We start from the raw sequence: 24,315 nt of genomic DNA on the forward strand, positions 1-24,315 counted from the left end.
AGTGTTTTCTTGTTCTACTACAGAACAGGTCAGGAGGTGCAGCAGGGGATGTTCCCGAAGTCTAGAGGCGGCCGTCGGAAAAAACGCAGAAAGCGGAAGGGCCCGTTACCGAGCCCTTTGAAGTCACAGATTGAGGAAAGCTTTGACCCACGTATTTCGCGGCATCGGATTCTTCTTTGGTCGCGACTTCATCGTCAAATTTGAATTCTCTTGCCTTGAAAGAAAGCGATTTGATCTGGTCGACAAGTGCAACAGCCGGTCTGGCGAGAGTCGAGAGCGCCGCTAAGTAATCGCCGCCACCTCCCGCGCCGACTGCGTCATATCCACACCGCGCCGCTCCCGGCTGAACAGAATGAGTGCGGCGATGACCACTGACACCGTCCCCGCAACGATCGCCATCGCCATCCCATAGTTGTCGCCATGCCCCACCGCGATCGACGCCTGCATCGTCGCGTTCACCGATGCCAGCAAATTCCCCAACTGATAAACCAGCCCCGGAAATGTCGCGCGGATCTCATCGGGTGAAATCTCGTTCAGATGCACCGGAATCACGCCCCACGCGCCTTGCACCGATATCTGCATCAGAAACGCCCCGGCCGCGAGCGCCACCGGCCCGCTCGAGAACGCCCACAGCGGCAACACCGGCAGCGCAATCAGCGACGCGATGAAAATCGCCCACCGCCGCCCGATACTTTCCGACATCGACCCGAAAAACAGCCCGCCGACAATCGCGCCGATATTCAGCGTGATCGTGATCAGCGAAACCGTGTGCGGTTCGAAATGATGCTGCTCGCGCAGGAATGTCGGGTAAAGATCCTGCGTGCCGTGCGAGAAGAAGTTGAACGCGGTCATCAGCACGATCGAGTAGACGGACAACTGCCAGTTCTGCTTCAGCGTCTTGACGAGCCCCGTACGCGGGCGCTTTTCCATGGCCTTGAACGCCGGCGATTCGGGCACGTGCGCGCGCACGTAGAGGACGAGCAGCGCGGGCGCGACGCCGATGAAAAACATCCCGCGCCACCCGACATATTGATACAGCACCCCGAACACGATCGACGCGAGCAGATAGCCGGTCGGATAGCCTGCCTGCAAGAGCCCCGACACAAAACCGCGCGATTTCGGCGGGACGGTTTCCATTGTGAGCGCGGAGCCGACGCCCCACTCGCCGCCCATCGCGATGCCGAAGAGCGCGCGCAAAACGAGTAGCGTCATGAGATTCGGCGAGAGGCCAGAGAGCAGTTCGAGCAGCGAGTAACACGCGATGTTGATCATCAGCGTCGGACGGCGGCCGAATTTGTCCGCGAGACGCCCGAAGATCAGCGCGCCGATGGGACGCATCGCGAGCGTCAGCGTGATTCCAAACGCCACAGAGGGGATTTTTGTATTGAATTCGGTGGCGATGTCCTTCAATACGAAAACCATCAGGAAGAAATCGAATGCGTCGAGTGTCCAGCCGAGATAAGCGGCAAACGTCACGTTTCTCTGTTCTCGCGTCCAGCTCATTGCGCGGGTCTCCATCGATTGATTTAATCGAATAGCGATGCAGCCGGCAAACCTATAGCGGACCGGCCGCAGAGGGACGCCCGTCAAGGCGGGCACGAAGGAGTGTACGCCGGTGTTTAATAAATCGCTCGGGGAGGGCGGTGAAGCGGGATTAACTTTGGATAATCGATACAGGATTAATTCATATTCGATTCGGCAATGCCAGATCAATAACAGAAATGAAAGTAAATTGAATCGAAAATGACGACTGAAACAAAAAACCCCACGAACTCAAGTTCTGTGGGGTTGATTGTTTGCTGCATGCTGCTGAATGGACCTTGGTGCCCAGGAGAGGACTCGAACCTCCACGGTGTTGCCACCGCTAGGACCTGAACCTAGTGCGTCTACCAATTCCGCCACCTGGGCCAAGGGGTACAGCAAGCCCGCTATTGTAGCGGGTTGTACAACGGCGTCAATCGTTTGTTTGTTTCAATCCACGCGCATCACCACTCCGATGCGCTGCACAAATGAAAGAGCCACCCGAAGGTGGCTCTTTCGAAACATTTGGTGCCCAAGAGAGGACTCGAACCTCCACGGTGTTGCCACCGCCAGGACCTGAACCTGGTGCGTCTACCAATTCCGCCACCTGGGCCAAGGGTGCGTATGCAGCAAAGAACGCAATTATATCGGGCCCAATCAAGCTGTCAAGTTTTTTGAGATTCCCTCGGCCATCCCGCCGCGAGGCAGGCGCAGCGGGCTTCACGGCCGTCCGCGCGCGCCTTGAGGCCACGATGACGGGTGTTAGAATGATCCGCAGACATAACCCGCGCGCGGCGGCTATCGGAATGATCTGAACCATTCGCGAACCGTTCGAACCATCTGAACCGCGACGCCAGTCCAACGAGAAGAAATCATCGACAAGCCCTTGAGCAAATATCCGTATCCGATTCCGAGCCGCGAAGAAATTCTCGGCGCGTTGCGCACGAGCGAAACGCCGCTCGCCGCGAACGACATCGCCGAGGCGCTGTCGATCAAGCGCCAGGAGCGCGAAGGATTTTTCAAGCGACTGGGCGCCATGGAGCGCGACGGGCAGATCCGGCTCGACAAGCGCGGTCACTATCAGCTCACTCATCCGTCGAATTTCGTTGCGGGCCGCGTCCAGGGCCATCGCGACGGTTTCGGCTTCCTGATTCGCGACGACGGCCAGGACGATCTCTTCCTGCCCAACGGCGAAATGCAAAAGGTGATGCACAACGACCGCGTGCTCGCGCGCATCGTCGGCTATGACCGGCGCGGGCGGCCGGAAGGGCACATCGTCGAGGTCACGGACCGCGCGAACAAGCGCATCATCGGCCGGCTCATCAACGAGAACGGTGCGCTCATTCTCGTGCCGGAAGACAAGCGCATCGGCCACGACATCCTCATCACGCAGAACCCGAAGAAGGCGAAGGTCGGGCAGGTGGTGTCGGTCGATCTCACCGATTTCCCGAGCCGCCATTCGCAGCCGCTCGGCCGCGTGGCCGAAGTGATCGGCGATATCGACGATCCGGGCATGGAAATCGAGATCGCGGTGCGCAAGTACGGCGTGCCGCACGAGTTTAGCGACGCTGCGCTCGCCGTCGCATCGAAGCTGCCGGACGAAGTGCGCCCGGTCGATATCCGGCATCGCGTGGATCTGCGCGACGTGCCGCTCGTCACGATCGACGGCGAGGACGCCCGCGACTTCGACGACGCCGTCTATTGCGAACCGATGACAGTCGGCCGCGGCACGGGTTTTCGCCTGCTGGTGGCGATCGCGGACGTCTCGCATTACGTGCGCCCGAACGAGGCGCTCGACGTCGATGCGCTCGATCGCAGCACCTCGGTCTATTTCCCGCGTCGCGTGATACCGATGCTGCCGGAGAAGCTGTCGAACGGGTTGTGTTCGCTGAATCCGCAAGTAGACCGTTGCGTGCTCGTGTGCGACATGGTCATCACGTCGCGCGGCGAGATCAAGGCGTATCAGTTCTACCCCGGCGTGATGCACTCGGCGGCGCGCCTCACCTACACCGAAGTCGCGGCCGTGCTGACCAACACGAAGGGCCCGGAAGCAGCCCGCCGCGCCGACCTGCTGCCGCATCTGCAGAACCTGTACGGCGTCTACAAGTCGCTGCACGCGGCGCGCCAGAAGCGCGGCGCGATCGATTTCGACACAACCGAGACGTACATCGTCTGCAACGCGCAGGGCAAGATCGAGCAGATCGTGCCGCGCCATCGCAACGACGCGCACCGGCTGATCGAGGAGTGCATGCTGGCCGCGAACGTCTGCGCCGCCGACTTCCTCAAGCGCCACAAGCATGCGGGGCTGTATCGCGTGCATGCGGGCCCGACGCCTGAAAAGCTCGAAAACCTGCGGGCGTTCCTGCGTGGCGTCGGCCTGACGCTTACCGGCGGTGAAAAGCCCCACGCGAGCGACTACGCCGCGCTGATGGCGCAAGTCCGCGACCGGCCCGACGCGCAGATGCTGCAATCGATGGTACTGCGCTCGATGCAGCAGGCCGTCTACAGTCCGGACAACATCGGGCACTTCGGGCTCGCGTACGAGGCGTACGCGCACTTCACGAGCCCGATCCGCCGCTATCCCGACCTGCTTACGCACCGCGCGATCTACGCGATCTTGCAGGGCAAGAAGTATCAGCCGGACATCGGCCATCACATTTCGCTCAGCACGGGCCTGACAAAAGCCGCGCGCGAAATGCAGAAATCCGACGACGAATCGCGCGGCCGTTCACGCAACAATGTCGCGATCTGGGAAGAACTGGGGCTGCACTGCTCGTCGAACGAGCGGCGCGCCGACGAAGCCTCGCGCGACGTCGAAGCCTGGCTCAAGTGCTACTTCATGCGCGACAAGCTCGGCGAGGAATACGGCGGCATGGTGAACGGCGTGACGTCGTTTGGCATCTTCGTGCAGCTCGATTCGCTGTTCATCGAAGGGCTCGTGCACGTGACCGAACTCGGCTCCGACTACTTTCAGTACGACGAGGTCAAGAACGAGTTGCGCGGCGAGCGCACGGGCATCCGCTACCGGATGTCGGATCGCGTGCGCGTGCAGGTGAGCCGCGTCGACCTGGATTCGCGCAAGATCGACTTCCGGCTCGTGCGCGATACGCCGGTAAAGCCGCCTTCGGGACGCATCGCGCCGAACGTGCCGGAACATGCGGGTATTGGCGCGACCGCCGGACCGCGCGTGCGCTCGTTCGCCGCCGATGAAACGCCGAGCACGCGGCGTCGCGGCGGCAGCAAGCGGGGCGCATCGCCGCTCGCCGCTACCGCGAAGGACACCGGCGTCGCTAAAAAGCGCGGCGCGGCGCCAAAGGCGGCTCGCAAGAAGCGCTAGACGCTTATCGCTGGGCTGTTCCGGCGGCGCGCGTCATTCAAAAAATGCGCGGCCCGATGCGTGAAGGCGCATCGGGCCGCGTTTTGGTTTTCTCATTCAAGGTTTGCCAGTCATGTCACGTCTCAAGGTTCTTTACGGTTTTCACGCGGTGACCGCGCGCCTCAGGGCGGATGCATCGACGATCGAGGAGGTGCTGTACGACCCCACGCGCAAGGATCGCCGTATGCAGGATTTCCTGCGCTCGGCGAAGGAAGCGGGCGTGCGTCTGATCGCCGCCGACGAATCGCGTCTCTGGGGTCTCGCGGGCAACGTCGGGCATCAGGGCGTGGTCGCGCGCGCGCACGACATGCCGCTCGCGCAGAACCTCGCGGAACTGCTCGACGGCGTGTCCGGCACGCCGCTTCTGCTCGTGCTCGACGGCGTCACCGATCCGCATAACCTCGGCGCGTGCCTGCGCGTCGCGGATGCCGCCGGCGCGCACGCCGTGATCGCGCCGCGCGACCGCTCGGCGGGCCTGAACGCGACGGCCGCGAAAGTCGCGAGCGGCGCGGCTGAAACCGTGCCGTACATCACGGTGACGAATCTCGCGCGCGCGATGCGTGAATTGAAGGACGCGGGCGTGTGGGTGGTCGGCACGGCGGGCGAGGCGACGACGAGTCTCTATGAGACGAAGCTCGACGGGCCGATTGCGATCGTCGTCGGCGCGGAAGGCGAGGGCATGCGGCGCCTCACACGCGAAACCTGCGACGAAATCATGAACATTCCGATGGCGGGTTCCGTCGAGAGTTTGAACGTTTCGGTCGCGAGCGGCGTGTGTCTGTTCGAGGCGGTGCGCCAGCGGTCGGTGAAGAAATAACGCATCGATGAGGTTCATCGCCGTCGCGCTCGTCTGCGCACTTCTCTCCGCCTGCACCGTGACACGAATCGACCGCGGCACCTACATCGCCGACACGCGTCATCACGCGACGAGCGTCGATTCGCGCGTGCGTTTCCTCGTGATGCACTACACCGAAATCGATGAAGCGGGCTCGCTCGAGGTCCTCACGGGCCCGAACGTCAGCGCGCATTACGTCGTGCCGGATGCGCCCGCCATCGAGCACGGCGAGCCGGTGATCTACCGACTCGTGCCCGAAGAAAAACGCGCATGGCACGCGGGCGTCAGCGAATGGCAGGGCACGACGGAGCTGAACGCTGCGTCGATCGGTATCGAGAACGTGAACCTCGGTCCCGTCGATACCCCGCAAGGCCGCCGGTGGCAGCCGTATCCCGCAGCGCAAGTCGACGCGCTCGTGCGGCTCGCGAAGGACATCGTCACGCGTTACGCGATCCCGCCGACGCGCGTCGTCGGTCATAGCGACATCGCGCCGCAACGCAAGATCGATCCGGGTCCGCTCTTTCCGTGGCGCGCGTTGTACGCGGCGGGCGTCGGCGCATGGCCGGACGATGCGGACATCGCGCGCCATCTCGCGGGCCGCGATCCGAAATCGCCCGCCGATGTGAAAGCGCTGCAGGAAAAACTCAGGCGCTACGGCTACGAAGTCGCAACAGACGGCGTCCTCGACGACAGGACGCGCAACGTCTTCGCCGCGTTCCAGATGCACTTTCGACCGGGCGACTATGCGGGCCGGCCCGACGCCGAAAGCGATGCGATCGCCGCCGCGCTGCTCGACAAATACTTGCGCTGAGCGATCCGGATGACCGACTTCTACTTCCCGCTGCGCGCCCTGCACATGACCTGCGCGGGCTTGAGCATCGCGGGATTCTTTCTGCGCTGGCTCTGGATGCTGCGCGACGCGCCGCTCTTGCACAAACGCGCGACGAAGATCGCGCCACACATCATCGATACCCTGCTCTTGGTGAGCGCCATCCTGCTCGTCTTGATCGTTGGCTTCGAGGCGAACGCGCCATGGCTGTCGGCGAAGGTCGCGGGGCTGGTCGTGTACATCATGCTCGGCACGTTCGCGCTCAAACGCGGCCGCACGAAAACCGCGCGCGCCGTGTCCGGCGTGCTCGCGATCGCGACGTTCGCGTTCATCGTGTCGGTGGCGCGCTCGCACGATCCTCTGGGCTTTTTCCGCGTGTTAGCGTGACCGACGGAGCATGCCCGGCAAGCTCCGTTAAAATTCCGGTTTCCCTTCTCGCAGCCCCCACTCCCATGACTCAAGACGAACTCAAGCAACTCGTCGGCCGGGCCGCAGCCGACTACGTCAACGCGACCGTGCCCGAAGGCTCGGTGATCGGCGTCGGCACCGGCTCGACGGCAAATTGTTTCATTGATGCAATCGCGCAATCGAAGGCCCGCTATCGCGGCGCGGTGTCGAGTTCGCTCGCGACCTCCGCGCGGCTCGAATCGCACGGCTTCAAGGTGTTCGACCTGAATGAGATCGATTCGCTACCGGTGTACGTCGACGGCGCCGACGAAATCGACGCCAGCGGCGCGATGATCAAAGGCGGCGGCGGGGCGCTCACGCGCGAGAAGATCGTGGCGTCGGTGTCGGACGTGTTCGTCTGCATCGCCGATGCGAGCAAGCGCGTGCCGGTGATGGGCGGCTTTCCGCTGCCGATCGAAGTCGTGCCGATGGCGCGCACTGCAATCGGACGGCGCGTGACGGCACTCGGCGGCGTACCGATCGTGCGCGTGCAGAAGGACGGCCTGCCGTTCATCACCGACAACGGCAACGAGATCATCGACGTGAAGGGGCTGCGGATCACCGATCCGCGCGCGCTGGAAGCGCAGATCAATGCGTGGCCGGGCGTCGTGACGGTCGGCCTGTTTGCCGCGCGCGGCGCGAATCTGTGCCTGCTCGGCACGGACACGGGCGTCGAACGGATCGACTACATCCCGTCATAAAAAATAGCCTCGCCGACTGAACCACGCGCGAAAGGCGGTCGCCTCTCGCGCGTTCTTTTTTTGTCCACCGGCACGGATGTGCGCGAACGTACGCAGACGTACGCTGCGAGATAGCAGCGGCATCGAAACACTTAGACAATGCGGGAAGCTGCGGTAGCATGACCGGACTACTATTCGGAACCGCCCTTGCCCAACAACGACAGCGAACAAGCCATCGCGCGCGACGTCGAGGCGATCAGCCGCATCAGCGCGGTCCCGTCGATGCTGCGCGTCATCTGCAAGAACACGGGATTGGGGTTCGCTGCGGTCGCCCGCGTGACCGAAGGCAACTGGACGGCCTGCGCGGTGCAGGACGACATCCAGTTCGGTCTCAAAGCCGGCGGCCAGCTCGACGTCAGCACGACGCTCTGCATCGAAGCCCGCGCGGCGCGCAGGCCCATCGTGATCGATCACGCGAGCCTCGACCCCGTCTATCGCGACCATCACACGCCGCGCCTCTACAACATCGAGAGCTACATCTCGGTGCCGATCGTGCTGCCGAACGGCGAGTACTTCGGCAACCTGTGCGCGATCGATCCGCGTCCGCGCGTCGTCTCCGATCCGCGCACGGTGACGATGTTCACCCTCTTCGCCGAACTGATCGCGCTGCAACTCGACAGCGAAGGGCGCCAGCACGCGACCGAATCGGCTTTGCTCAACGAGCGCGCGACGGCGGAGCTTCGCGAACAGTTCATCGCGGTGCTAGGCCACGACCTGCGCAATCCGCTCGCAGCGGTGAGCGCGAGCGCGGAAGTGCTTCAGCGGCGCAGCAAGGAACCAGAGACGATTTCGATCGGCCGCCGTCTTCAGGCGACGACGCGCCGCATGGCGCGCCTGATCGACGACGTCATGGATTTCGCGCGCGCCCGGATGGGTTCGGGCCTCTACGTGACGCTCGCGCCCGAGGACGATCTGCGTTCCGCGCTGTGCGACGTCGTCGCCGAATTGCGCGATGCGAATCCGGGGCGCACGGTGCTGGAAAGCATCGGGATCGGGCAGCGCGTCGTGTGCGACCGCGGACGCTTGCAGCAACTGCTGTCGAACCTGCTCGGCAATGCGCTTGCATACGGCGCGCGCGATGAGCCGGTGAAGGTGGACGCGTGGATAGAGGACGACTGTGTCGTGGTTTCAGTGACGAACGGCGGCCAGCCGATCGCCAAGGACGACCTGCATAAGGTTTTCGAACCCTATTGGCGTCCCGCGACCAGCAAACCGGGCGGCGGGCTCGGCATCGGCCTGTACATCTGCTCGCAGATTGTCGAGGCGCATGGCGGCGTGCTGGACGTCACGTCTTCGGAGGAGAAAGGCACGCGGTTTGTCGCGCGGCTGCGCATCTGCGAATGAAGCGCGCGAGAAAGGATGGGTCTGAAGAACCAGGTATCGTAATTGCTGAATGAAGGTCGGGAGATTTTGGGGCGATGCCTTTAGAGCCATGGTGGCGCCGCCGATAGGATGCAGGCCGCGCTCGAACGTCAGCCGTTCGGCGTTCAGCACCATCAACACTCATGAGCCCACATCGATGCAATCCGATCTCCGATACGCCCTCAACAGCGCCTACGAACGCATGAAGTTGCAGGAGCCGTCGCCGGCGGCGTTCGCCGCCAGTTACGCGCTCAGCCTTGGGATCATCATGGGCGGGGAGACGTGCAAGGGCATGTCGGCGGAGGAGGCGGCGGTGGAGCGCGCCTATGTATCGATGCTTGCGGCGCTCTACGAAATCCGGTTGGGCGTACAGGCCGTAGGCCGCGAAGTCCCCCGGCGATGACACAAAGCGAAAGGCCCGGCAACGATCTGCCGGGCCTTTCGCGTTTCAGAAGCTTCAATACGCGTTGCGGTTGATGAAACCCTTGAGCATCGTGATCGCGACGATCTTGATGTCGAACCAGAACGACCAGTTGTGAATATAGAAAAGGTCGAACTTCACGCGGCTTTCCATCTTCTCGACCTTCGTCGTCGCCCCGCGATAGCCGTTCACCTGCGCCCAGCCGGTGATACCCGGCTTGATCCGATACCGGAACATGTAGCCGTAGACGAGATCCTTGTACAGATCGTCGTGTTCGATCGCATGCGGTCGCGGACCCACCACCGACATGTCGCCGAACAACACGTTCAGGAATTGCGGCAGCTCATCGAGGCTCGTGCGCCGCAGAAATGCGCCGACCTTCGTCACGCGCGGATCGTTGCGCGTCGCCTGCGTGATGTGGCCGGCGTGCTCCGCGTGCATCGCCATCGAGCGGAACTTGTAGATGCGAAACGGCCGTCCGTCGGCGCCCTTGCGCCTTTGCGTGAAGAGCACCGGCCCCTTCGACGTCGTCTTGATCGCGATCGCGATGGCAACCAGCAAGGGCGCGAGGGCAACCAGTGCGGCCGTCGCGAAACAGCGGTCGAACAGCATCTTCGGCCACATCTGCAGCGCGTTGATGGGCGAGGTCGTGAGGTTGATCGACGGCAGGCCGGCGACGGCGGTCATCGAATGATTGAAGAGCGACATACTGCGCGTATCGGGAATCAGGCGCAGGTCGACGAAGTCGTGGCGCAGCGCGTGGACGAAGCGAAAGATCGTGTGCTCCTCCGACAGCGGCAGCGCGAGCCACACTTCGTTGATGCCTTCGGCGCGCACTTTCGCGACGAATTCGTCGAAGTCATTCAGCACGGGCAGGCGTCCCGCACGCGGATGGCCGATGCCGCTCGCGTGCAGCGCTTCGTCGCCGCTCGTATCGAGCAGGCACACGGGCGTGAAGCCTTGCCCCGGCGTGCGGCTCAGATGGGCAAGCAGCGTTCGCGCGAAGCCCTGCGCGCCGACGATTGCGACCGTTCGCTGATTGAAACCGCGGCTTCGCATCACGCGCAATGCGACGTGCATGACGCACTTGGACAAGACGATCAGCGCGCCCGAAATGAGCGTCGAATAGGCGAACCAGAGGCGCGACACCGCATCCATCCGATGCAGCGTGAAGGCAAGCAATAGCCCCGTCGCGACGACCGCCATCCACGCGAGCGTGACGCGCGCGAGCATCGCGGCAAGCGCCTTGCCGCGCCAGGTTTCGTACACGCCGAAGGTCGGAAAGAGCAGCAGTGCGAGTACACAGTTGAACGCGATCAGGAGGATTTCGGTGTCACTGAAATCCATCGATGGCGAGAAGCGCATCGAGTGGGCGATCAACCCGCCCGCGACGATGAACGCGACATCGAGCGAGCGAAGCGTCCGGTCGAACGTCATGGTCTCGCTCCGCGCTGGCCGCTTTCTGCTTAGTGTTCGTCGCTCGTCGCGGGATGCGTGGTTTCGGTGGCGCGCAGGCGCGGCAGCAGGCGATCGAATTCGCGCTTGACCAGGCCGTAGCATTCGCAGGCGCGCGCTTCGAGCCCCGCACGGTCGACGACCTTGATGCAGCCGCGGCTGTGATGGATGAGGCCCGCGTCGTGCAGCTTGCCGGCCGCTTCGGTCACGCCTTCGCGGCGCACACCGAGCATGTCCGCGATGAGTTGCTGCGTCACCTGCAATTCATTCGATGCCGTGCGGTCGATCTCGATCAGCAGCCAACGGCAAAGCTGCTTGTTGAGCGAGTGATGGCGATTGCAGGCCGCAGTCTGCGCGACTTGCGTGAGGAGCGCTTGCATGTAGAGCAGCATCAGGCGGCGCAGGAAGTCCGAGCGGCCGAACTGCTCGCGCAGTGCCTGCGCGCTCATGCGGTAGGCGAAGCCGGGGCACTGGACCTGCACGCGCGTCGGCATGGTTTCGCCGCCGGTCAGGACCGGCACGCCTGTCATGCCTTCGCGGCCGACTGCGGCGATTTCGACGGAACCGCCGTCTTCCATCGTGTGCAGGAGCGAGATGATCGCGGTGGTGGGGAAATAAACGTGGTGGATGCGCTGACCCGAATCACACAGCAGTTGTTCGGTACGAAGCTGGACGAGTTCGAGATGCGGCGTGAGGGCTTGCCATTCGTGCGCCGGAAGCGCGCCCAACAGATGATTTCCATGCAGGTCGGACTGGAGGGTCAGCATGATTTTTTCTCTCGTAACTTCGCGCAGTGCGCTTCACTATTTTTTTCTGGCGGTGAAGGTCTCGAGGACTTCTCTTGTTACCCCGGTCCGAAACAATCATCGCCAGCCCCGTAGCAGCCCGACTTCGCTTGTTATTAGAGGTTGTTTGCGTCGCACCTTGGCTGCGAGTCTCTTTTAGCGAGGACCGTGCCAATCGAGGCAACAGCAATGCCATCATGGGCTCACCTGAAACAGGCCTTGTGTGCGGCAGCGCAACGAAGCGTTTTTGTTTCAGTTATGAACATCGGTGGTCTAAAGAATCGATGAGTGGCATCCCCCCTTTCGTATGTGAAAAGGGCGCCGGACGGGCTTTCCAGGTTTTGTCCCCCGTCCGATAAGCCTCACCGGGGTTCATCCCTCCTTGGCCCCATCTCCATTTGTAGGGACTTTGAAAAATGATTCATCCGTGTTCCATGAACTTCGTGCATTAACGAAGCGAACGCGGGGTGAATCGTCTGCGCAACGGCCGGACCGCCGTGGCACTGGGCTCGCCGGGTGACAAGCAGGCAGTTCTCGTCTCGTGCGCGCTCTGCGGGAAACGTTGCGTGGGACACATGCGCCGGTCGGGTCACGTCGCCAAAGCGCTTCAGGTAATCCCTTCGCGCCTTGATGGGAAAAGGGCGGGCGCGGTGGTGCAACATCGCGGTCCATGACGCCCGAACCGCCACGATTCCAAAACGTGTGCGCGGTGCGGCGCTGCCCGTGCGATCGAATTCTTCCTTCTCGACGGGCGTGCACGGAAATGTTTCACTTGCCGACATGCCCGCGTGTTTTCGTCGTACGCAAAGCGCGTCGATGATACAAATGCTCATTCAGCAGACGATTGCCGCGAGCACGGGCACGACGCGTTCGTAGGCTTCTTCAAGCAGGTCGAAGGATGCCTCGCAGTGATCGCGCCGTCCGCGCGACAGCGAACGCGCGAGGCGACATTGCAGCACCATCGATTCGCTCGCGATCTTTTGCGCGGCGACCGGCGCGGCCGTCGGAATGTCGAACCCTTGCTTGCGCATCCAGCGCAGGTATTGTCCGAGGAATTCGAAGTTCGAACCAAGCTGTCGCATCACGTTGAACGCGTAATGGCCCGCGTAGGCTTCGCCGCGTTCGAGCATCGTCTCGACGTGGCCTGCGAACGCCGCGCGCCAGCGCGTCACCGGGTTGTGCTCCGGGCGCCGAAGAAGATGGGCGCAGAGAATATCCGCGGCGATCTCGGCGAGAGCCGTGCCCGTCAGCGACGGCCGCGCGCGCTTCACGAACTCGACGTGCGGAAAGATCTCCGCCGCGCCATTGGTTTCGAGAGCGGTATGCAGCACGTGATCGTAATCGTCGCCGTCGAGCAGGTGATAGCCCGTGTTGTGAAAGTAGCCGAGGCGCCGCGCGTCCGGCTCGATCACGTCGATGCCGATCGTCGTCTTCGCATGCGCGCGGCGATATGAGATCGAGCGCGTGTCGGGCAGCCAGAACGCGTCCACTTCAATCAGCACCGTATTGGCGCGGCGTGTCTGGGTGAGCGCGCGCTCTTCCAGCGAATCGAGGATCGACAGTTCCTGCACCTGCAAGCCGTAGAGCTTTTCGATGTCGTCGAGCGGGGGGCGCGGGAGCGTGAACTGATCGTCTTCGAAATCCTGCGTGACCGCGAAGGCAAGCATTGCGCGTGGTTCGAAGCCATAGCCGTGCAGCAATTCGATCCACAAGTCGGCGTGGCTGTCGGTGTCGTGCCAGATGCGTTCGCCGCGATGCAGCGCATGCGCGTGATGGCGGCGCGCGCGCATCTGCAACGGATCGAGACTGATCACGCGCGAACGGCTCGCACCGGAGTCGACGCCCGTGACATGGAACGCGCTCATGCAGTGACCTCGTGGCGAACCGGCGTGTGGACGATGTCGTAGCGACCGCGCGTCGTGCGCGCGATGCCTGCATCGGTGGCGGTGATCATGCGGATTTTCCCATGAAGGGTGAGCGTTGCGCGAGGCAATTCGCGCATGGCGGATGCTTGGCGAATGGCGCTTCGTTTAAGGATGTTCGTCATACGGAAGCACGATGCACCATCGATCGATGATCGTTACGTCGGACGAACCACACATCGGACGGAATGCCGCGAAGCCATGTGCGGTAAGGCTTATTTAACGAATCCGCAGAGGCAGGCGTCGGTGCGATGGCGCACTGAAAGGCGGGAGTTACGGACGTACCGTGTCATCGTCGCAAAGCGGGCTCGTCGCCGGCAGCATGGAGACCTTGATGAACTGGAAAACGCTGGACTTCGAACAATTATCGGCGCGTGAGCTGTATCTGATTCTGCGTGCGCGCAGTGCCGTGTTCGTCGTCGAACAATCGCACGTGCATCTCGATGCCGACGGCCGCGACGAATCCGGCATTCACGTTTTCGCAACCGACGACATCACGCGGCCGATGCCGGTGCTCGCCTACGCACGCATTCACGAAGGCGATGCCGAGGATCCCGAAGTGGTCGTCGACAAGATCCTGACGAGCCCGCTGCGGCGCGGCGACGGCACCGCCGAAGCGCTGATCGAGCGCGTGCTCGCGGTTGCCGCGGAACGCTGGCCGGGACGCGGCGTACGGCTCTCGGCGCCGGTGAGCCTGCGCGGTTTCTACGAGGCGTTCGGATTCCGCAAGACCGAAGGGCCGTTCCTCGAACACGGCATGCCGTACATCGGTCTGACGAGAAAGAGCCGCCTGTTGCGCGATACCGCGAGCCTGATGAAAGCGCAGGCCGCGGCATATCGGGACACCTTCGAACTTCTCTGACCGGTGCGAAGCAACGAGGATTCTTGACGCTTCGTGCCGTTCCGTCCGGCCCCACATGAAAATCGTCCACCTCGCCAATCATGCGCAGACCATCGGCAACGGCACCGTCAACATGATGGTCGACCTGGCCTGCGTACAGGCACGTTTGGGGCACGACGTGGTCGTGGCGTCATCGGGCGGCGGCTTCGAGCCGCTCTTGCGGCGTCACGGCATCAATCACGTGCTCCTGCAACAGTCGCGGCAACCGTGGCGCGTGCCGTCGATGGTCGCGGGCTTCAATCGTCTCATCGACCGTTTCGATCCCGACATCGTCCACGCGCACATGATGACCGGCGCGCTCGTCTCGCGTTTTGCCGGCATGCGGCGGCGCTTCGCGCTCGTTACGACCGTGCATCAGGAGGCTCAGAAGAGCCCGTCGCTCGTGCGCTGCGGTGATCACATGGTCGCGGTGAGCGAGTCGGTGGCGGAGAGCCTGATCGAAGGCGGCATGCTGCGCGAACGGCTTTCGGTCGTGCGCAACGGCGCCGTCGATGCGCCGCGTCTCATCTGCCGGCCGCCCGCGAAACCGGTGCGACTGAAGCACCCGAACGTGCTGTGCGTCGCGGGGATGTATCGGCGCAAGGGGATCGCCGACCTGCTGCAAGCGTTTGCGCAAGTGCACGAAGAGGCGCTCGAGGAACGCGAATTCCTGCCGCAGCCGCATCTGTACCTCGCCGGCGACGGCCCCGACCGCTATTCGATGGAAGAGCTCGCAGCGCAACTCGGTATCGCGGACGTCGTGCATTTTTTGGGCTTCGTCGCGGACCCGCGCCCGTATCTCGCAGAGGCCGATGTCTTCGCGCTCGCATCGCACGTCGATGCGTGCCCGCTCGTGTTGAGCGAAGCGCGGGAGGCGGGCTGCGCGATCGTCGGCACGCGGGTCGGCGGCATCCCCGAAATACTCGATGGCGGCTCGGCCGGCGTGCTCGTGCCACCCGAAGAGCCGGACCAGCTTGCGATGAAGTTGCGCTGGCTCCTGATGGACACGCACGCGCGCGTGCAACTCGCGGCGCGCGCGAAGTGCAACCTCGAGGTGTTTTCGGTGGAACGCGTCGCGCGCGAGTATATGGCGGTCTACCAGCGCGCGCTTTCGGAGCGCGCATCGATGGAACGCAGGCAGGAAGCGCGCGGCACGCGACGCGCCCCCGACGGCGCGCTATGACGCCAACCGGCATATTTACCGGCCCGCGCGCCGCAGTGCCTCCTTCGCGCCGATCTTCCCGATCGCAGTTTTCGATGTTGCACCGCTGAACCATGTACGCGCCGGGCGGACGAGGTGCTCAGACAATACCGACTTCAGCACCCGGCAACGTTCGGACCCGCACAGAACGGCTGCAATATGCTTGTTCAAATGGATATATGACATTCAGGACCGGTTCGATTACCGAAATAATCGGCTGGTCGCCGCGCAAGCGGAAAAACTCACGCCGTCGTTCTTCAGGTTCACTGACGAACGGCGGCGCGTGTGCGGATGAAACGCGGTCATTCGTCCGACAAAGCATGGCAGGCGCGATTCCGTAATGCATGGCCGCGCCGAAACGCAGGTCGCTGGATGAAAAAGGGCAGTGGATACACAAAGAGCGCGTCGCGATATGTGCGGACGACCGCTGTTGGCGCGAAATCGAGAGGGAATACCCTGTCAGGACTTTCCCAACTGGTTTTCGATGCAGCGAAGACGCAACGTATCAAGCACGGCGAATGCCCGTTCGGAACGCCGTGCCCTTCGCAAATGAGGAAAGCGCGAAGCGATGCGCGAGAGGCATACAGCTACGGTCAGGCGCAAGGGGAGAAGCGTGATGGATGAAAACAAAGAGCGATCGCTGGTGGCGAAGGTGATGGACGGACTCGTCTCCGGCATCGTCGAGCAAAAATATGGCGCGATACTGCCGCCACAGGACATTCTGTCCAAGGAATTCGACGTCAGCCGCACCGTCATGCGCGAGGCGCTCAGCATGCTGCTGGCCCGCCACATGCTCGACGTGAGGCCGAAGACCGGCACGCGCATTCGTCCGATGAGCGACTGGCGGCTGATCGATGAAGACGTTGTGAGCTGGCGCTTTCGTGCCAAGCCCGATCAGACGTTTCTTCGCGATGTAATCGAATTCCGCATGCTGATCGAGCCGCGCGCCGCCGCGCTCGCGGCCGCTCGCGCAATGCCGGACGAAGTGGCCGGCATCCGCGACGCGTTCGATGCGCTCGCCCGCCTGACCGTCGGCGAGCCGGAATACCAGGCGGCCGACGAGGCGCTGCACACGCGCATCGTCGCGGCGAGCGGCAACCAGTTTTTCCGCCAGATGACCGCGATCGTGCGCGGCGCGCTGGTGACGGTGAATCCGATCGTCGACGGCATCGAGGCCGTGCGCGAAGCCACGCTCGCGGCGCAGCGCAAGGTGGTCGAGGCGATCGAGGCGAAGGACGCTTCGGGCGCCGAGCGCGCGACGCGTGCGCTGATCGATCTGGCCGCCGAGGAAGTGGGGCGCGCGTTTTCGCTGGAACGAAGCGGCGAAAATCCGCCGGTGGTCGGAGAGGCTGCGGGAATTTAAGGCGCGGATGGACGGGTGTCGTCAGAGCGAACCGGGGCTTGCCCCGGTTTTTTGTTTTTGTGCTTGCCGGTGTCCTGTGAGCGTGAGGCACAATGCCGCGACCGCTTTAACCCACCCGGAGGCCAGCAGATGAGCAACACCACCACCACGATCCGCTGGGGCATCATCGGCGCGGGACGCATTGCGCGGCGTTTCGCCGATGGCCTCGCCCACGTGCCGGGCGCCGTGCTGGCGGGCGTGTGGTCGCGGCGCATTGAAAGCGCCGCGACGCTGGCCACGCCGTTGCGCGCACGCGCCTTCGATTCCCTCGACGCCCTGATCGGCGAAGTCGATGCGCTCTACATCGCGACGCATCAGGACAGCCATCCCGAATACGCGCTGCGGGCGTTCGCCGCCGGCAAGTCGGTGCTGTGCGAAAAGCCCGCAGCCGTGAACGCGCGCACCTTGCAGCAGATGATCGACACCGCGCGCGCCGCGAAGCTGCTCTTCATGGAAGCGATGAAGCCGCCGTTCTATCCGCTCTACGCGCAGTTGCGCGCGCATCTCGCCACTGACCCGATCGGCGAGATCGGGCTCGTGCGCGCGGGCTGCTCGATAGCGAACGTGCCCGGGACGCACCCGTCGTTCTCGAAGGACATCGGCGGCGGCGCACTGCTCGACATCGGCATCTACGAGGCGTTTCTCGCGGTCGACTGGCTCGGCGAAGCGCTCGACGTGCAGACGATCGGACGAATCGGCGCGACGGGCGTCGATACATTCGCGAGCCTGAACGTGCGCCACGAGCGCGGCATCTCGCAACTTTTCTGCGGACTCGACCTGCAAGGCCGCGGCGACGCGCTGATCGCTGGCACTGGCGGCACCGTGACGATCCACGAGAACTGGTGGAATCCGGCGCGCGCGACCGTCACCTATATCGACGGCCGCAAGGTCGAACTGGACGCGCCCTTCGAAGGCGGCGGGCTCAACTACGAGACCGCGCATTTCTGCGAGCTGCTGCGCGCCGGTGCGATCGAAAGCCCCGTGATGCCGCACGCGACCTCGATGCGCATGATCGCGATCACCGATGCCGCCCGCCGCGACCTGGGCCTGCGCTTTCCTTTCGAGACGGATTAAAGTCCGCGCACCTTTCGCCGTTAACTCCGCGTACCGGCGCCGCGTTCGTTGAGGAACGGCGGCGCTCCACAATTTGAAAGCTCGCGAAGCCAACGTCGAATCCATGCCTCCTATGAAAATCCTGTCGAAACTCATGCTGTTGGTCCTGCCCGTCCTCGCCGCGTGCGGCGGGAGCGGTTCCGATGACCAGGTCTGCACGGGCGGCGCCGCGCTCGAAAAGAACTGCGTGCCGAAATCGACGAATACGCTGCCCGAAGGCATCTGGAACGGCGCGACGACGACAGGGCTCGCCGCCCAGACGCTCGTTCTCGAAAACGGGCAGTACTTCAGCGTCTACACGTCGAGCGGCAATTTCGTATGGATGACCGAGGGCATCATCACGGCGAAGGACGGCGCATTCAACGATCCGGCGACGGTCGCGCTGTCGAACTCCGGTGCGCTGATGGCCGGCGTGATGAACGGCAGCTTCATCGGGAAGACCTCGCTCAGCGCGACGACCAACATCAACACGACGCCGATCACCGAGCCGCTGATCTTCAACGGTAACTACAACACGGTCTACGACACGCCGCTCACCGTCGCCGACGTGCTCGGCAACTGGACCAACCCGGCGACCGTCACGACGTCGGCGTCCGTCACGTTCGCCGCCGACGGCACGCTGACCGGCTCGCAGGGCGCCTGCACGTTCACCGGCACCGTCAAACCGCGCGCGACGGGCAAGCACGTGCTCGACGGCTCGCTTCTCTTCACGAGCAGCGCGTGCTCGGCGGGCATCAACGTGGCGATGCCGATCGAGGCTACGGTGATCAACGGGCAACTGACCTTCGTCGGCGTGACGCCGCAGCGTTCCAGCGCGTTCTCGCTGACGGCGACGCGCTAAGGTATTTCCAGCGTCCTGAAGCAAAAAAGCCGCTTGACGAATTCGTCGAGCGGCTTTTTAACGGGCAAAGGGCGCGATCAATCGTTCAATGCCGCCCGGGCAGCGCGAGCCTGCGCTCGAATCTCCGCTGGACGAATTCAAGAATGCTGCACAACACCCAGTAGACGAACGCCGCCGCGAGATACAACGGCAACGGCTGATATGTCGCCGCGATGACTTCCTGCGCGCTGCGCAGCAACTCCGTCACGGTGATCACCGACACGAGCGACGTGTCCTTGATCAGGCTGATCAGACTGTTCGACAGGCTGGGCACCGCGATCCTCAACGCTTGCGGCGCGATGATGTAGCGCAGCGTCTGCGTGCGCGAGAGACCGAGACTGTACGCTGCAAGCCACTGTCCGCTATGCACGCCGAGAATCGCGCCGCGCATGCTCTCCGACAGATACGCCGCCACGTTCGCCGACAATGCGATCACCCCCGCAGGCGTCGGTTCGAGCGAAATACCGAGGCTTGGCAACCCGTAATAGATCACGAAAATCTGCACGAGAAGCGGCGTGCCGCGCATCACGCTCACATAGCAGCGCCCGATCAGGTTAAGTGCGCGATTGCGGCTGATGCCCATCAGCGCCAGCACGACGGCTGCGATCAGCCCGAAGAACATCGAGTAGACGGCGAACTTGATCGTCAGCAGGGCGCCTTGCACGAGGACCGGGGCGGATTGGACGAGCAGGGATGTCGTGGACATGTAGGGGTAACGTTAGCCTTGAAGGGTGCCACGCGAGAAAGCGCACATCATAAACCGGGCGCAAAAAAGAGAAGGGCGGCATCGCCAGCGGATGCCGCCCTCTTGTCGCCTGTGCTTGAGCGCGACTGGCTTACTTGGCGGGCTTCGTCACGTCGATCCCGAACCATTTCTCCGAGATCTTCTTGAACGTACCGTCCGCTTCGAGCTGGGTCATTGCGTCGTCGATGGCCTTCTGGAACTTCGGATTGCCCTTCTTGAACGGAATTCCCGACGGATTGCCCGCACCGACGTTCGCGCCCGTGCGCAGCGGCAGCTGCGAGTTCTTCATCAGGTACGCGAGCATCAGACGGTCGTTCAACGCTGCGTCGAGCCGGCCCGCGGCCAGGTCTCGCAGATATTCAGGCGCGCCCGGATACGTCTTCACGTCGATGCCCTGAACGGCCTTCGCCATGTCCATATAGTTCGTGCCAAGACCGACGCCGAGCTTCTTGCCCTTCAGTTCCTCAAGCGACTTGAACTCGCGCGAATCGTCCTTGCGCTGGATCAGCTGTGCGTTCGAGTACGTGTACGCCGGCGAAAAATCGAGCGTTTGCTTGCGCGCATCGGTGATGCCGACCTGATTCACGATCACGTCGAACTTGCCTGCCTGCAGGCCCGCGATGATGCCGCTCCATTCCGTCGTGACGAATTCCGGCTTCACGCCGAGCTTGGTGGCGACGGCTTTCGCGATATCGACGTCGAAGCCGACGAGCTCACCTTGCGGCGACTTCGAGTTGAACGGCGGGAAGGTGCCTTCGAGACCGACGCGCAGCGTGCCGCGCTGCTTGACCGTGTCGAGCAGATCCTCGGCGTGCGCAACCGCCGACAGCGATGCGCCGATCAAGCCGGCGACGAGCACTTTCTTGAGCAGTGACAGTTTCATTGTGTTGATGACCTCTTGGTTGGGTTCTGTAAGGCGTCGAACGCTGCAAATGCGGCGATCATAGTCAAAATGCAATCGATATCTAAAGATCGTTTGTCTATTTCTATATTACGCAAGCGCCTCGACGCATTCGGTCACGAGCGCCGGCCCTTTGTAGATCAGCCCCGTGTAGATCTGAACGAGCGAGGCGCCCGCCGCGAGCTTCGCGCGGGCATCGGCGCCCGAAAAAATCCCGCCGACGCCGATAATTGGCACCTCCGTCCCGACTTCCGCGCGCAGCTTGCGGATGACGTTGTTCGACGCCTCGAAGACCGGCTTGCCTGACAGGCCGCCGGTTTCGTCTCCATGCGGCAAACCCGTCACGGCGGTACGCGAGAGCGTGGTATTCGTCGCAATCACGCCGTCGATCTGGTGGCGCAACAGCGTGCCCGCGATCTCCTTGATCTGCTCGTCGTCGAGATCGGGCGCGATTTTGAGCGCGAGCGGCACGAGTTTGCCGTGCATGTCGAAGAGGCGCTGCTGCTTGTCTTTCAGCGCGCCGAGGAGCGCATCGAGCTCGCCCGCGCCTTGCAGTTGCCGCAGGTTCTTCGTATTCGGCGACGAAATGTTGATCGTCACGTAGCTCGCGAACGGATAGACGCGTTCGAGGCAATAGAGGTAATCGTCGGCGGCGCGCTCGATCGGCGTATCGGCGTTCTTGCCGATGTTGAGCCCCAGTACCCCGCGATAGCGCGCGGCCTGCACGTTCGCGACAAACTGATCGACGCCGCCGTTGTTGAAGCCCATCCGGTTGATGAGCGCCTCCGCCTCCGGCAGACGGAAGATGCGCGGACGCGGATTGCCCGGTTGAGCGCGCGGCGTGACCGTTCCCACTTCGATGAAGCCGAAGCCCAGTGCCCCGAGGCCGTCGATGCACGCGCCGTCCTTGTCGAGACCCGCCGCCAGCCCGACCGGATTGCGAAAGCTCAGGCCCATGACGGTTCGCGGCGAATCGGGCAATTGCTTCGCGAGCATGCCGGCGAGTCCAGTGCGACCGGCGGCCCCGAGCATGCGCAGCGTCAGGTGGTGGGCGTCTTCGGCGTCCATGCGAAAGAGACGGGCGCGCGCGAGCGGATAGAGAGAACTGAACACGTGGGAATGAGCCGGCGACGGCCAGAAATTGAGACCCGCTATTTTAGCGGCTTTGGGCGGAGCGCCCTTGGGAATCGGAATCGGACGATTTTCGAGGCGTGCTTTTGGGCGAAAGCGGTCGAAAGCGCCCGGAAAGCGCGTTCGTCAGCGCGGTTCGTGCTCGCCGCGCGGCATCTTGCCGGGCATCGGCGGCGTGCCGGCGGAATGCATCGTCGCGGGATCGAGGAGCGACCAGTTGCCGTCGATGAGTCCTTCAAGCGGGCGGAAATTCGCCTTGTACGCCATCTTGTCGCTTTCGCGAATCCAGTAGCCGAGGTAGACATGCGGCAAATCGAGGCTCTTCGCCTGCTCGATCTGCCAGAGGATGTTGTAAGTGCCGAAGCTCGTGTGCGACAGCCCAGGTTCGAAGAACGTATAGACCGAAGAAAGCCCGTCGCCGAGGATGTCGATCATGCTGATCATCCGCAATTCGCCGGGCTGGTCCGGATGGCCAGGATGCGGCGGTTCGCGGAATTCGACGAGACGCGAATTGATGCGGCTTTGCAGGAGGAACTGTTCGTACTGGTCGCGGCTGTCGCGGTCCATGCCGCCACCCGCGTGCCGCGCCGACTGGTAGCGCATGTAGAGCGCGTAATGCTCTTCGTCGTAGTGAAGCGGCGCGACGCTCGCGACCAGCGCGCCGTGCTGCTTCCACACGCGCCGCTGGGTACGATTCGGCATGAAGCGCGCGACCGGCACGCGCACCGGCACGCAAGCTCGGCAGCCGTCGCAATAGGGGCGGTACGTGAAGACGCCCGAGCGCCGGAAACCGGCCTTGACGAGTTCGGTATAGACGTCGGAGTTGATGAGATGACTGGGCGTGGCGACTTGCGAGCGTGCGACGCGCCCTTCCAGATAACTGCAAGGGTAGGGCGCTGTTGCATAGAATTGCAGCGCGGAAAGCGGTGACAGCGGCAGCTCGTTGGGGTGAGTCACGTTGGCGGCTCTCGCAGGCGTCTTCTCTCGGTCCCGGACGTGGCGCGAACAGGTTTCGTCACGCGGCGGTCATCGAGTCAATGCGTCGGATCTGGTCATCTGGATGACGCGCATTTCAGCGCGCCAGCACGTCGAGGAGGACGGATTTGTCGAAGTGCCAGGGGATCGGCGATTCGGCGACAGCGCGGCGCAAGTGCGTAACGAAACCCTTGCGCGGAATCTCGCGGCCGCCCAGCGACGCCAGATGCGACGTGTTCTGCTGACAGTCTATCATCTCAATTTTATGCTGGCGCAAGTGTCCGACGAGCGCCGCCAGCGCGATTTTCGAGGCGTCGCTCTTGTGCGCGAACATCGATTCGCCGAAGAACATCTTCCCGAACGACACCCCATACAAGCCGCCGACGCGCTCGCCGTCGAACCACGTTTCGATACTGTGCGCGTCGCCCGCGCGATGCAGCGTCGAGTAGGCATCGACGATATCGGCGGTGATCCAGGTCCCGCGCTGGCCTTCGCGCGGCGTTTCTGCGCACGCGCGCATGACGGCGGCGAAGTCGTCGTCGACGCGCACTTCCCACGCCGGATCGCGCAGCACGCGCTTTAGCGTCTTGCGAAATGAATCGGAAACCTTGAATTCAGCGGGAACGAGGACCATGCGCGGGTCGGGACTCCACCACAGCACGGGCTGGCCGTCCGAATACCACGGAAAGATGCCGCGCCGATAGGCGTCGATGAGACGCGACGGCAGCAGGTCGGCGCTCGCGGCGAGGAGGCCGGGCGCGCCGCTCGTCGCGCCGAGCGCGCGCTCGACGGGCGGAAACGGATCGTCGGAGGCGAGCCACGGAACCATGGGCGACTCCGTCAGCCGTCGCGCAGGGTGCGGAAGATGTCGCCGGTATGCAGCGTGTAGGTGCCGGCGGCGCGGTCGGCGAAGAAAAAGCGCAGCGTCTGGCCGACGGTCGGGAACGCGATTTCGTCCCACGGAATTTCGCTTTCATCGAAGAGCTTCACTTCGAGGCTCTCCTCGCCGGCGTCGACGTCGATGTCGAGCAGGCGCGCGAGATAGAACAGATGCACCTGATGCACGTGCGGGACGTTGAGCAACGTGAAAAGGCTCTGGATTTCGACGCGCGCGCCGGCTTCCTCGAGCGTTTCGCGGGCGGCGCCTTCGCTCGTCGTCTCGTCCATCTCCATGAAACCGGCGGGCAGCGTCCAGTAGCCGTAGCGCGGTTCGATCGCGCGGCGGCAGAGCAGCACCTTGTCGTCCCAGACCGGCACCGTGCCGACGACGTTGCGCGGATTCTGATAGTGGACGGTGCCGCAGTTGCCGCACACGAATCGTTCGCGGTTGTCGCCGGGCGGGATGCTCAGGCCGACTTCGTGGCCGCAGACGGAACAGAATTTCATAGACGAGG

At 63.3% G+C, this 24,315-nt stretch carries 24 protein-coding genes and 2 tRNA genes; 12 read left to right on the forward strand and 14 right to left on the reverse strand.

Translation table 11 applies throughout. The annotated features are described in order from the left end of the window. Positions 1 to 282: 282 nt before the first annotated feature. From AWB65_RS05250 to AWB65_RS05260, 3 genes are all read right to left on the reverse strand, one after another. The gene (locus AWB65_RS05250; RefSeq protein WP_087666138.1) at positions 283 to 1,503 is read right to left on the reverse strand and encodes an MFS transporter; all 1,221 of its coding nucleotides are present in this window, start codon (positions 1,501 to 1,503) and stop codon (positions 283 to 285) included. A 318-nt stretch (positions 1,504 to 1,821) separates the two neighbouring features. After that, positions 1,822 to 1,908, reverse strand: a tRNA-Leu gene (locus AWB65_RS05255). A 139-nt stretch (positions 1,909 to 2,047) separates the two neighbouring features. Then, positions 2,048 to 2,134: transfer RNA gene (locus AWB65_RS05260), tRNA-Leu, on the reverse strand. A gap of 273 nt (positions 2,135 to 2,407) precedes the next feature. Between AWB65_RS05260 and rnr the strand changes: the two genes are divergently transcribed. The 7 genes from rnr (at position 2,408) to AWB65_RS05295 (ending at position 9,513) form a co-directional block, all read left to right on the forward strand. Next, positions 2,408 to 4,858 (forward strand): ribonuclease R, encoded by a 2,451-nt coding sequence (gene rnr / locus AWB65_RS05265; RefSeq protein WP_087666139.1) that lies wholly within the window; start codon positions 2,408 to 2,410, stop codon positions 4,856 to 4,858. Positions 4,859 to 4,970: 112 nt separating this feature from the next. After that, the gene (gene rlmB, locus AWB65_RS05270; protein ID WP_087666140.1) at positions 4,971 to 5,714 is read left to right on the forward strand and encodes a 23S rRNA (guanosine(2251)-2'-O)-methyltransferase RlmB; all 744 of its coding nucleotides are present in this window, start codon (positions 4,971 to 4,973) and stop codon (positions 5,712 to 5,714) included. Between the two features lie 7 nt (positions 5,715 to 5,721). Continuing rightward, positions 5,722 to 6,543: an N-acetylmuramoyl-L-alanine amidase gene (locus tag AWB65_RS05275; RefSeq protein ID WP_087666141.1), complete on the forward strand. Its 822-nt coding sequence runs from the start codon at positions 5,722 to 5,724 to the stop codon at positions 6,541 to 6,543. A 9-nt stretch (positions 6,544 to 6,552) separates the two neighbouring features. Next, on the forward strand, positions 6,553 to 6,948 hold the full coding sequence (locus tag AWB65_RS05280; RefSeq protein ID WP_087666142.1) for a SirB2 family protein: 396 nt from the start codon (positions 6,553 to 6,555) through the stop codon (positions 6,946 to 6,948). Positions 6,949 to 7,013: 65 nt separating this feature from the next. Further along, complete coding sequence (rpiA, locus tag AWB65_RS05285) at positions 7,014 to 7,709, forward strand: ribose-5-phosphate isomerase RpiA (protein ID WP_087666143.1); 696 nt, start codon at positions 7,014 to 7,016, stop codon at positions 7,707 to 7,709. 186 nt (positions 7,710 to 7,895) lie between these two features. Beyond that, positions 7,896 to 9,092 (forward strand): GAF domain-containing sensor histidine kinase, encoded by a 1,197-nt coding sequence (locus AWB65_RS05290; protein ID WP_235007513.1) that lies wholly within the window; start codon positions 7,896 to 7,898, stop codon positions 9,090 to 9,092. A gap of 175 nt (positions 9,093 to 9,267) precedes the next feature. Further along, positions 9,268 to 9,513: a hypothetical protein gene (locus AWB65_RS05295; RefSeq protein ID WP_125474069.1), complete on the forward strand. Its 246-nt coding sequence runs from the start codon at positions 9,268 to 9,270 to the stop codon at positions 9,511 to 9,513. 54 nt (positions 9,514 to 9,567) lie between these two features. On the opposite strand, the gene AWB65_RS05300 is transcribed toward AWB65_RS05295, so the two are convergent. From AWB65_RS05300 to AWB65_RS35400, 4 genes are all read right to left on the reverse strand, one after another. Beyond that, entirely contained in the window at positions 9,568 to 10,968 is a 1,401-nt protein-coding gene (locus AWB65_RS05300) for an undecaprenyl-phosphate glucose phosphotransferase (protein WP_087666145.1), read from the reverse strand. Positions 10,969 to 10,997: 29 nt separating this feature from the next. Continuing rightward, a complete protein-coding gene (locus AWB65_RS05305) occupies positions 10,998 to 11,753 on the reverse strand; it encodes a Crp/Fnr family transcriptional regulator (RefSeq protein ID WP_087666146.1) in 756 nt (251 codons plus the stop codon). Between the two features lie 851 nt (positions 11,754 to 12,604). Beyond that, positions 12,605 to 13,636 (reverse strand): DUF1839 family protein, encoded by a 1,032-nt coding sequence (locus AWB65_RS05310; RefSeq protein WP_087666147.1) that lies wholly within the window; start codon positions 13,634 to 13,636, stop codon positions 12,605 to 12,607. Continuing rightward, positions 13,633 to 13,818, reverse strand: coding sequence for a hypothetical protein (locus AWB65_RS35400; RefSeq protein WP_125474070.1), 186 nt, complete (start codon positions 13,816 to 13,818; stop codon positions 13,633 to 13,635). Before AWB65_RS35400 ends, AWB65_RS05310 begins: the two co-directional genes overlap by 4 nt. A gap of 209 nt (positions 13,819 to 14,027) precedes the next feature. On the opposite strand from AWB65_RS35400, the gene AWB65_RS05315 reads away from it, so the two are divergent. Together AWB65_RS05315 and AWB65_RS05320 are read left to right on the forward strand one after the other, a co-directional pair. After that, positions 14,028 to 14,555: a GNAT family N-acetyltransferase gene (locus AWB65_RS05315; protein ID WP_087666148.1), complete on the forward strand. Its 528-nt coding sequence runs from the start codon at positions 14,028 to 14,030 to the stop codon at positions 14,553 to 14,555. A gap of 55 nt (positions 14,556 to 14,610) precedes the next feature. After that, the gene (locus AWB65_RS05320; protein ID WP_087666149.1) at positions 14,611 to 15,756 is read left to right on the forward strand and encodes a glycosyltransferase; all 1,146 of its coding nucleotides are present in this window, start codon (positions 14,611 to 14,613) and stop codon (positions 15,754 to 15,756) included. A 118-nt stretch (positions 15,757 to 15,874) separates the two neighbouring features. Here the strand turns inward: AWB65_RS05320 and AWB65_RS36850 are convergent, their stop codons facing one another. Continuing rightward, a complete protein-coding gene (locus AWB65_RS36850) occupies positions 15,875 to 16,120 on the reverse strand; it encodes a hypothetical protein (protein ID WP_235007514.1) in 246 nt (81 codons plus the stop codon). 270 nt (positions 16,121 to 16,390) lie between these two features. Here AWB65_RS36850 and AWB65_RS05325 point away from each other — a divergent pair, with 270 nt between their 5' ends. The 3 genes from AWB65_RS05325 to AWB65_RS05335 all read left to right on the forward strand — a co-directional run bounded on the left by AWB65_RS05325 (position 16,391) and on the right by AWB65_RS05335 (position 19,130). Then, a complete protein-coding gene (locus tag AWB65_RS05325) occupies positions 16,391 to 17,137 on the forward strand; it encodes a FadR/GntR family transcriptional regulator (RefSeq protein ID WP_087666150.1) in 747 nt (248 codons plus the stop codon). Between the two features lie 129 nt (positions 17,138 to 17,266). Further along, positions 17,267 to 18,250: a Gfo/Idh/MocA family protein gene (locus AWB65_RS05330; RefSeq protein WP_087666151.1), complete on the forward strand. Its 984-nt coding sequence runs from the start codon at positions 17,267 to 17,269 to the stop codon at positions 18,248 to 18,250. Between the two features lie 103 nt (positions 18,251 to 18,353). Next, complete coding sequence (locus tag AWB65_RS05335; RefSeq protein WP_235007515.1) at positions 18,354 to 19,130, forward strand: hypothetical protein; 777 nt, start codon at positions 18,354 to 18,356, stop codon at positions 19,128 to 19,130. An 85-nt stretch (positions 19,131 to 19,215) separates the two neighbouring features. Here the strand turns inward: AWB65_RS05335 and AWB65_RS05340 are convergent, their stop codons facing one another. From AWB65_RS05340 to AWB65_RS05365, 6 genes are all read right to left on the reverse strand, one after another. Beyond that, positions 19,216 to 19,875 (reverse strand): amino acid ABC transporter permease, encoded by a 660-nt coding sequence (locus tag AWB65_RS05340; protein ID WP_087656100.1) that lies wholly within the window; start codon positions 19,873 to 19,875, stop codon positions 19,216 to 19,218. Between the two features lie 130 nt (positions 19,876 to 20,005). Then, positions 20,006 to 20,797, reverse strand: a complete 792-nt coding sequence (locus tag AWB65_RS05345) for a cystine ABC transporter substrate-binding protein (RefSeq protein ID WP_087656099.1) — start codon at positions 20,795 to 20,797, stop codon at positions 20,006 to 20,008. A gap of 108 nt (positions 20,798 to 20,905) precedes the next feature. Continuing rightward, positions 20,906 to 21,928, reverse strand: coding sequence for a quinone-dependent dihydroorotate dehydrogenase (locus tag AWB65_RS05350; RefSeq protein WP_087666153.1), 1,023 nt, complete (start codon positions 21,926 to 21,928; stop codon positions 20,906 to 20,908). A gap of 144 nt (positions 21,929 to 22,072) precedes the next feature. Then, positions 22,073 to 22,903 (reverse strand): arginyltransferase, encoded by an 831-nt coding sequence (locus AWB65_RS05355; protein WP_087666154.1) that lies wholly within the window; start codon positions 22,901 to 22,903, stop codon positions 22,073 to 22,075. Positions 22,904 to 23,018: 115 nt separating this feature from the next. After that, positions 23,019 to 23,750, reverse strand: a complete 732-nt coding sequence (aat, locus tag AWB65_RS05360) for a leucyl/phenylalanyl-tRNA--protein transferase (protein WP_087666155.1) — start codon at positions 23,748 to 23,750, stop codon at positions 23,019 to 23,021. Positions 23,751 to 23,761: 11 nt separating this feature from the next. Further along, positions 23,762 to 24,307, reverse strand: a complete 546-nt coding sequence (locus tag AWB65_RS05365) for an NUDIX hydrolase (RefSeq protein ID WP_087642359.1) — start codon at positions 24,305 to 24,307, stop codon at positions 23,762 to 23,764. Positions 24,308 to 24,315: the final 8 nt, after the last annotated feature.

It is taken from the genome of Caballeronia humi (assembly GCF_001544475.1).
In the GTDB taxonomy this organism is placed as follows: Bacteria; Pseudomonadota; Gammaproteobacteria; order Burkholderiales; family Burkholderiaceae; genus Caballeronia; species Caballeronia humi.

What these genes read in the sequence shown, in the direction of transcription:
- AWB65_RS05250 (WP_087666138.1), bottom strand. Translation starts at nt 1,503, where the DNA reads ATGAGCTGGACGCGAGAACAGAGAAACGTGACGTTTGCCGCTTATCTC.
- rlmB (WP_087666140.1), top strand. Translation starts at nt 4,971, where the DNA reads ATGTCACGTCTCAAGGTTCTTTACGGTTTTCACGCGGTGACCGCGCGC.
- AWB65_RS05275 (WP_087666141.1), top strand. Translation starts at nt 5,722, where the DNA reads ATGAGGTTCATCGCCGTCGCGCTCGTCTGCGCACTTCTCTCCGCCTGC.
- AWB65_RS05280 (WP_087666142.1), top strand. Translation starts at nt 6,553, where the DNA reads ATGACCGACTTCTACTTCCCGCTGCGCGCCCTGCACATGACCTGCGCG.
- rpiA (WP_087666143.1), top strand. Translation starts at nt 7,014, where the DNA reads ATGACTCAAGACGAACTCAAGCAACTCGTCGGCCGGGCCGCAGCCGAC.
- AWB65_RS05295 (WP_125474069.1), top strand. Translation starts at nt 9,268, where the DNA reads ATGCAATCCGATCTCCGATACGCCCTCAACAGCGCCTACGAACGCATG.
- AWB65_RS05300 (WP_087666145.1), bottom strand. Translation starts at nt 10,968, where the DNA reads ATGACGTTCGACCGGACGCTTCGCTCGCTCGATGTCGCGTTCATCGTC.
- AWB65_RS05305 (WP_087666146.1), bottom strand. Translation starts at nt 11,753, where the DNA reads ATGCTGACCCTCCAGTCCGACCTGCATGGAAATCATCTGTTGGGCGCG.
- AWB65_RS05310 (WP_087666147.1), bottom strand. Translation starts at nt 13,636, where the DNA reads ATGAGCGCGTTCCATGTCACGGGCGTCGACTCCGGTGCGAGCCGTTCG.
- AWB65_RS35400 (WP_125474070.1), bottom strand. Translation starts at nt 13,818, where the DNA reads ATGACGAACATCCTTAAACGAAGCGCCATTCGCCAAGCATCCGCCATG.
- AWB65_RS05315 (WP_087666148.1), top strand. Translation starts at nt 14,028, where the DNA reads ATGAACTGGAAAACGCTGGACTTCGAACAATTATCGGCGCGTGAGCTG.
- AWB65_RS05320 (WP_087666149.1), top strand. Translation starts at nt 14,611, where the DNA reads ATGAAAATCGTCCACCTCGCCAATCATGCGCAGACCATCGGCAACGGC.
- AWB65_RS36850 (WP_235007514.1), bottom strand. Translation starts at nt 16,120, where the DNA reads ATGCATTACGGAATCGCGCCTGCCATGCTTTGTCGGACGAATGACCGC.
- AWB65_RS05325 (WP_087666150.1), top strand. Translation starts at nt 16,391, where the DNA reads ATGGATGAAAACAAAGAGCGATCGCTGGTGGCGAAGGTGATGGACGGA.
- AWB65_RS05330 (WP_087666151.1), top strand. Translation starts at nt 17,267, where the DNA reads ATGAGCAACACCACCACCACGATCCGCTGGGGCATCATCGGCGCGGGA.
- AWB65_RS05335 (WP_235007515.1), top strand. Translation starts at nt 18,354, where the DNA reads ATGCCTCCTATGAAAATCCTGTCGAAACTCATGCTGTTGGTCCTGCCC.
- AWB65_RS05340 (WP_087656100.1), bottom strand. Translation starts at nt 19,875, where the DNA reads ATGTCCACGACATCCCTGCTCGTCCAATCCGCCCCGGTCCTCGTGCAA.
- AWB65_RS05345 (WP_087656099.1), bottom strand. Translation starts at nt 20,797, where the DNA reads ATGAAACTGTCACTGCTCAAGAAAGTGCTCGTCGCCGGCTTGATCGGC.
- aat (WP_087666155.1), bottom strand. Translation starts at nt 23,750, where the DNA reads ATGGTTCCGTGGCTCGCCTCCGACGATCCGTTTCCGCCCGTCGAGCGC.
- AWB65_RS05365 (WP_087642359.1), bottom strand. Translation starts at nt 24,307, where the DNA reads ATGAAATTCTGTTCCGTCTGCGGCCACGAAGTCGGCCTGAGCATCCCG.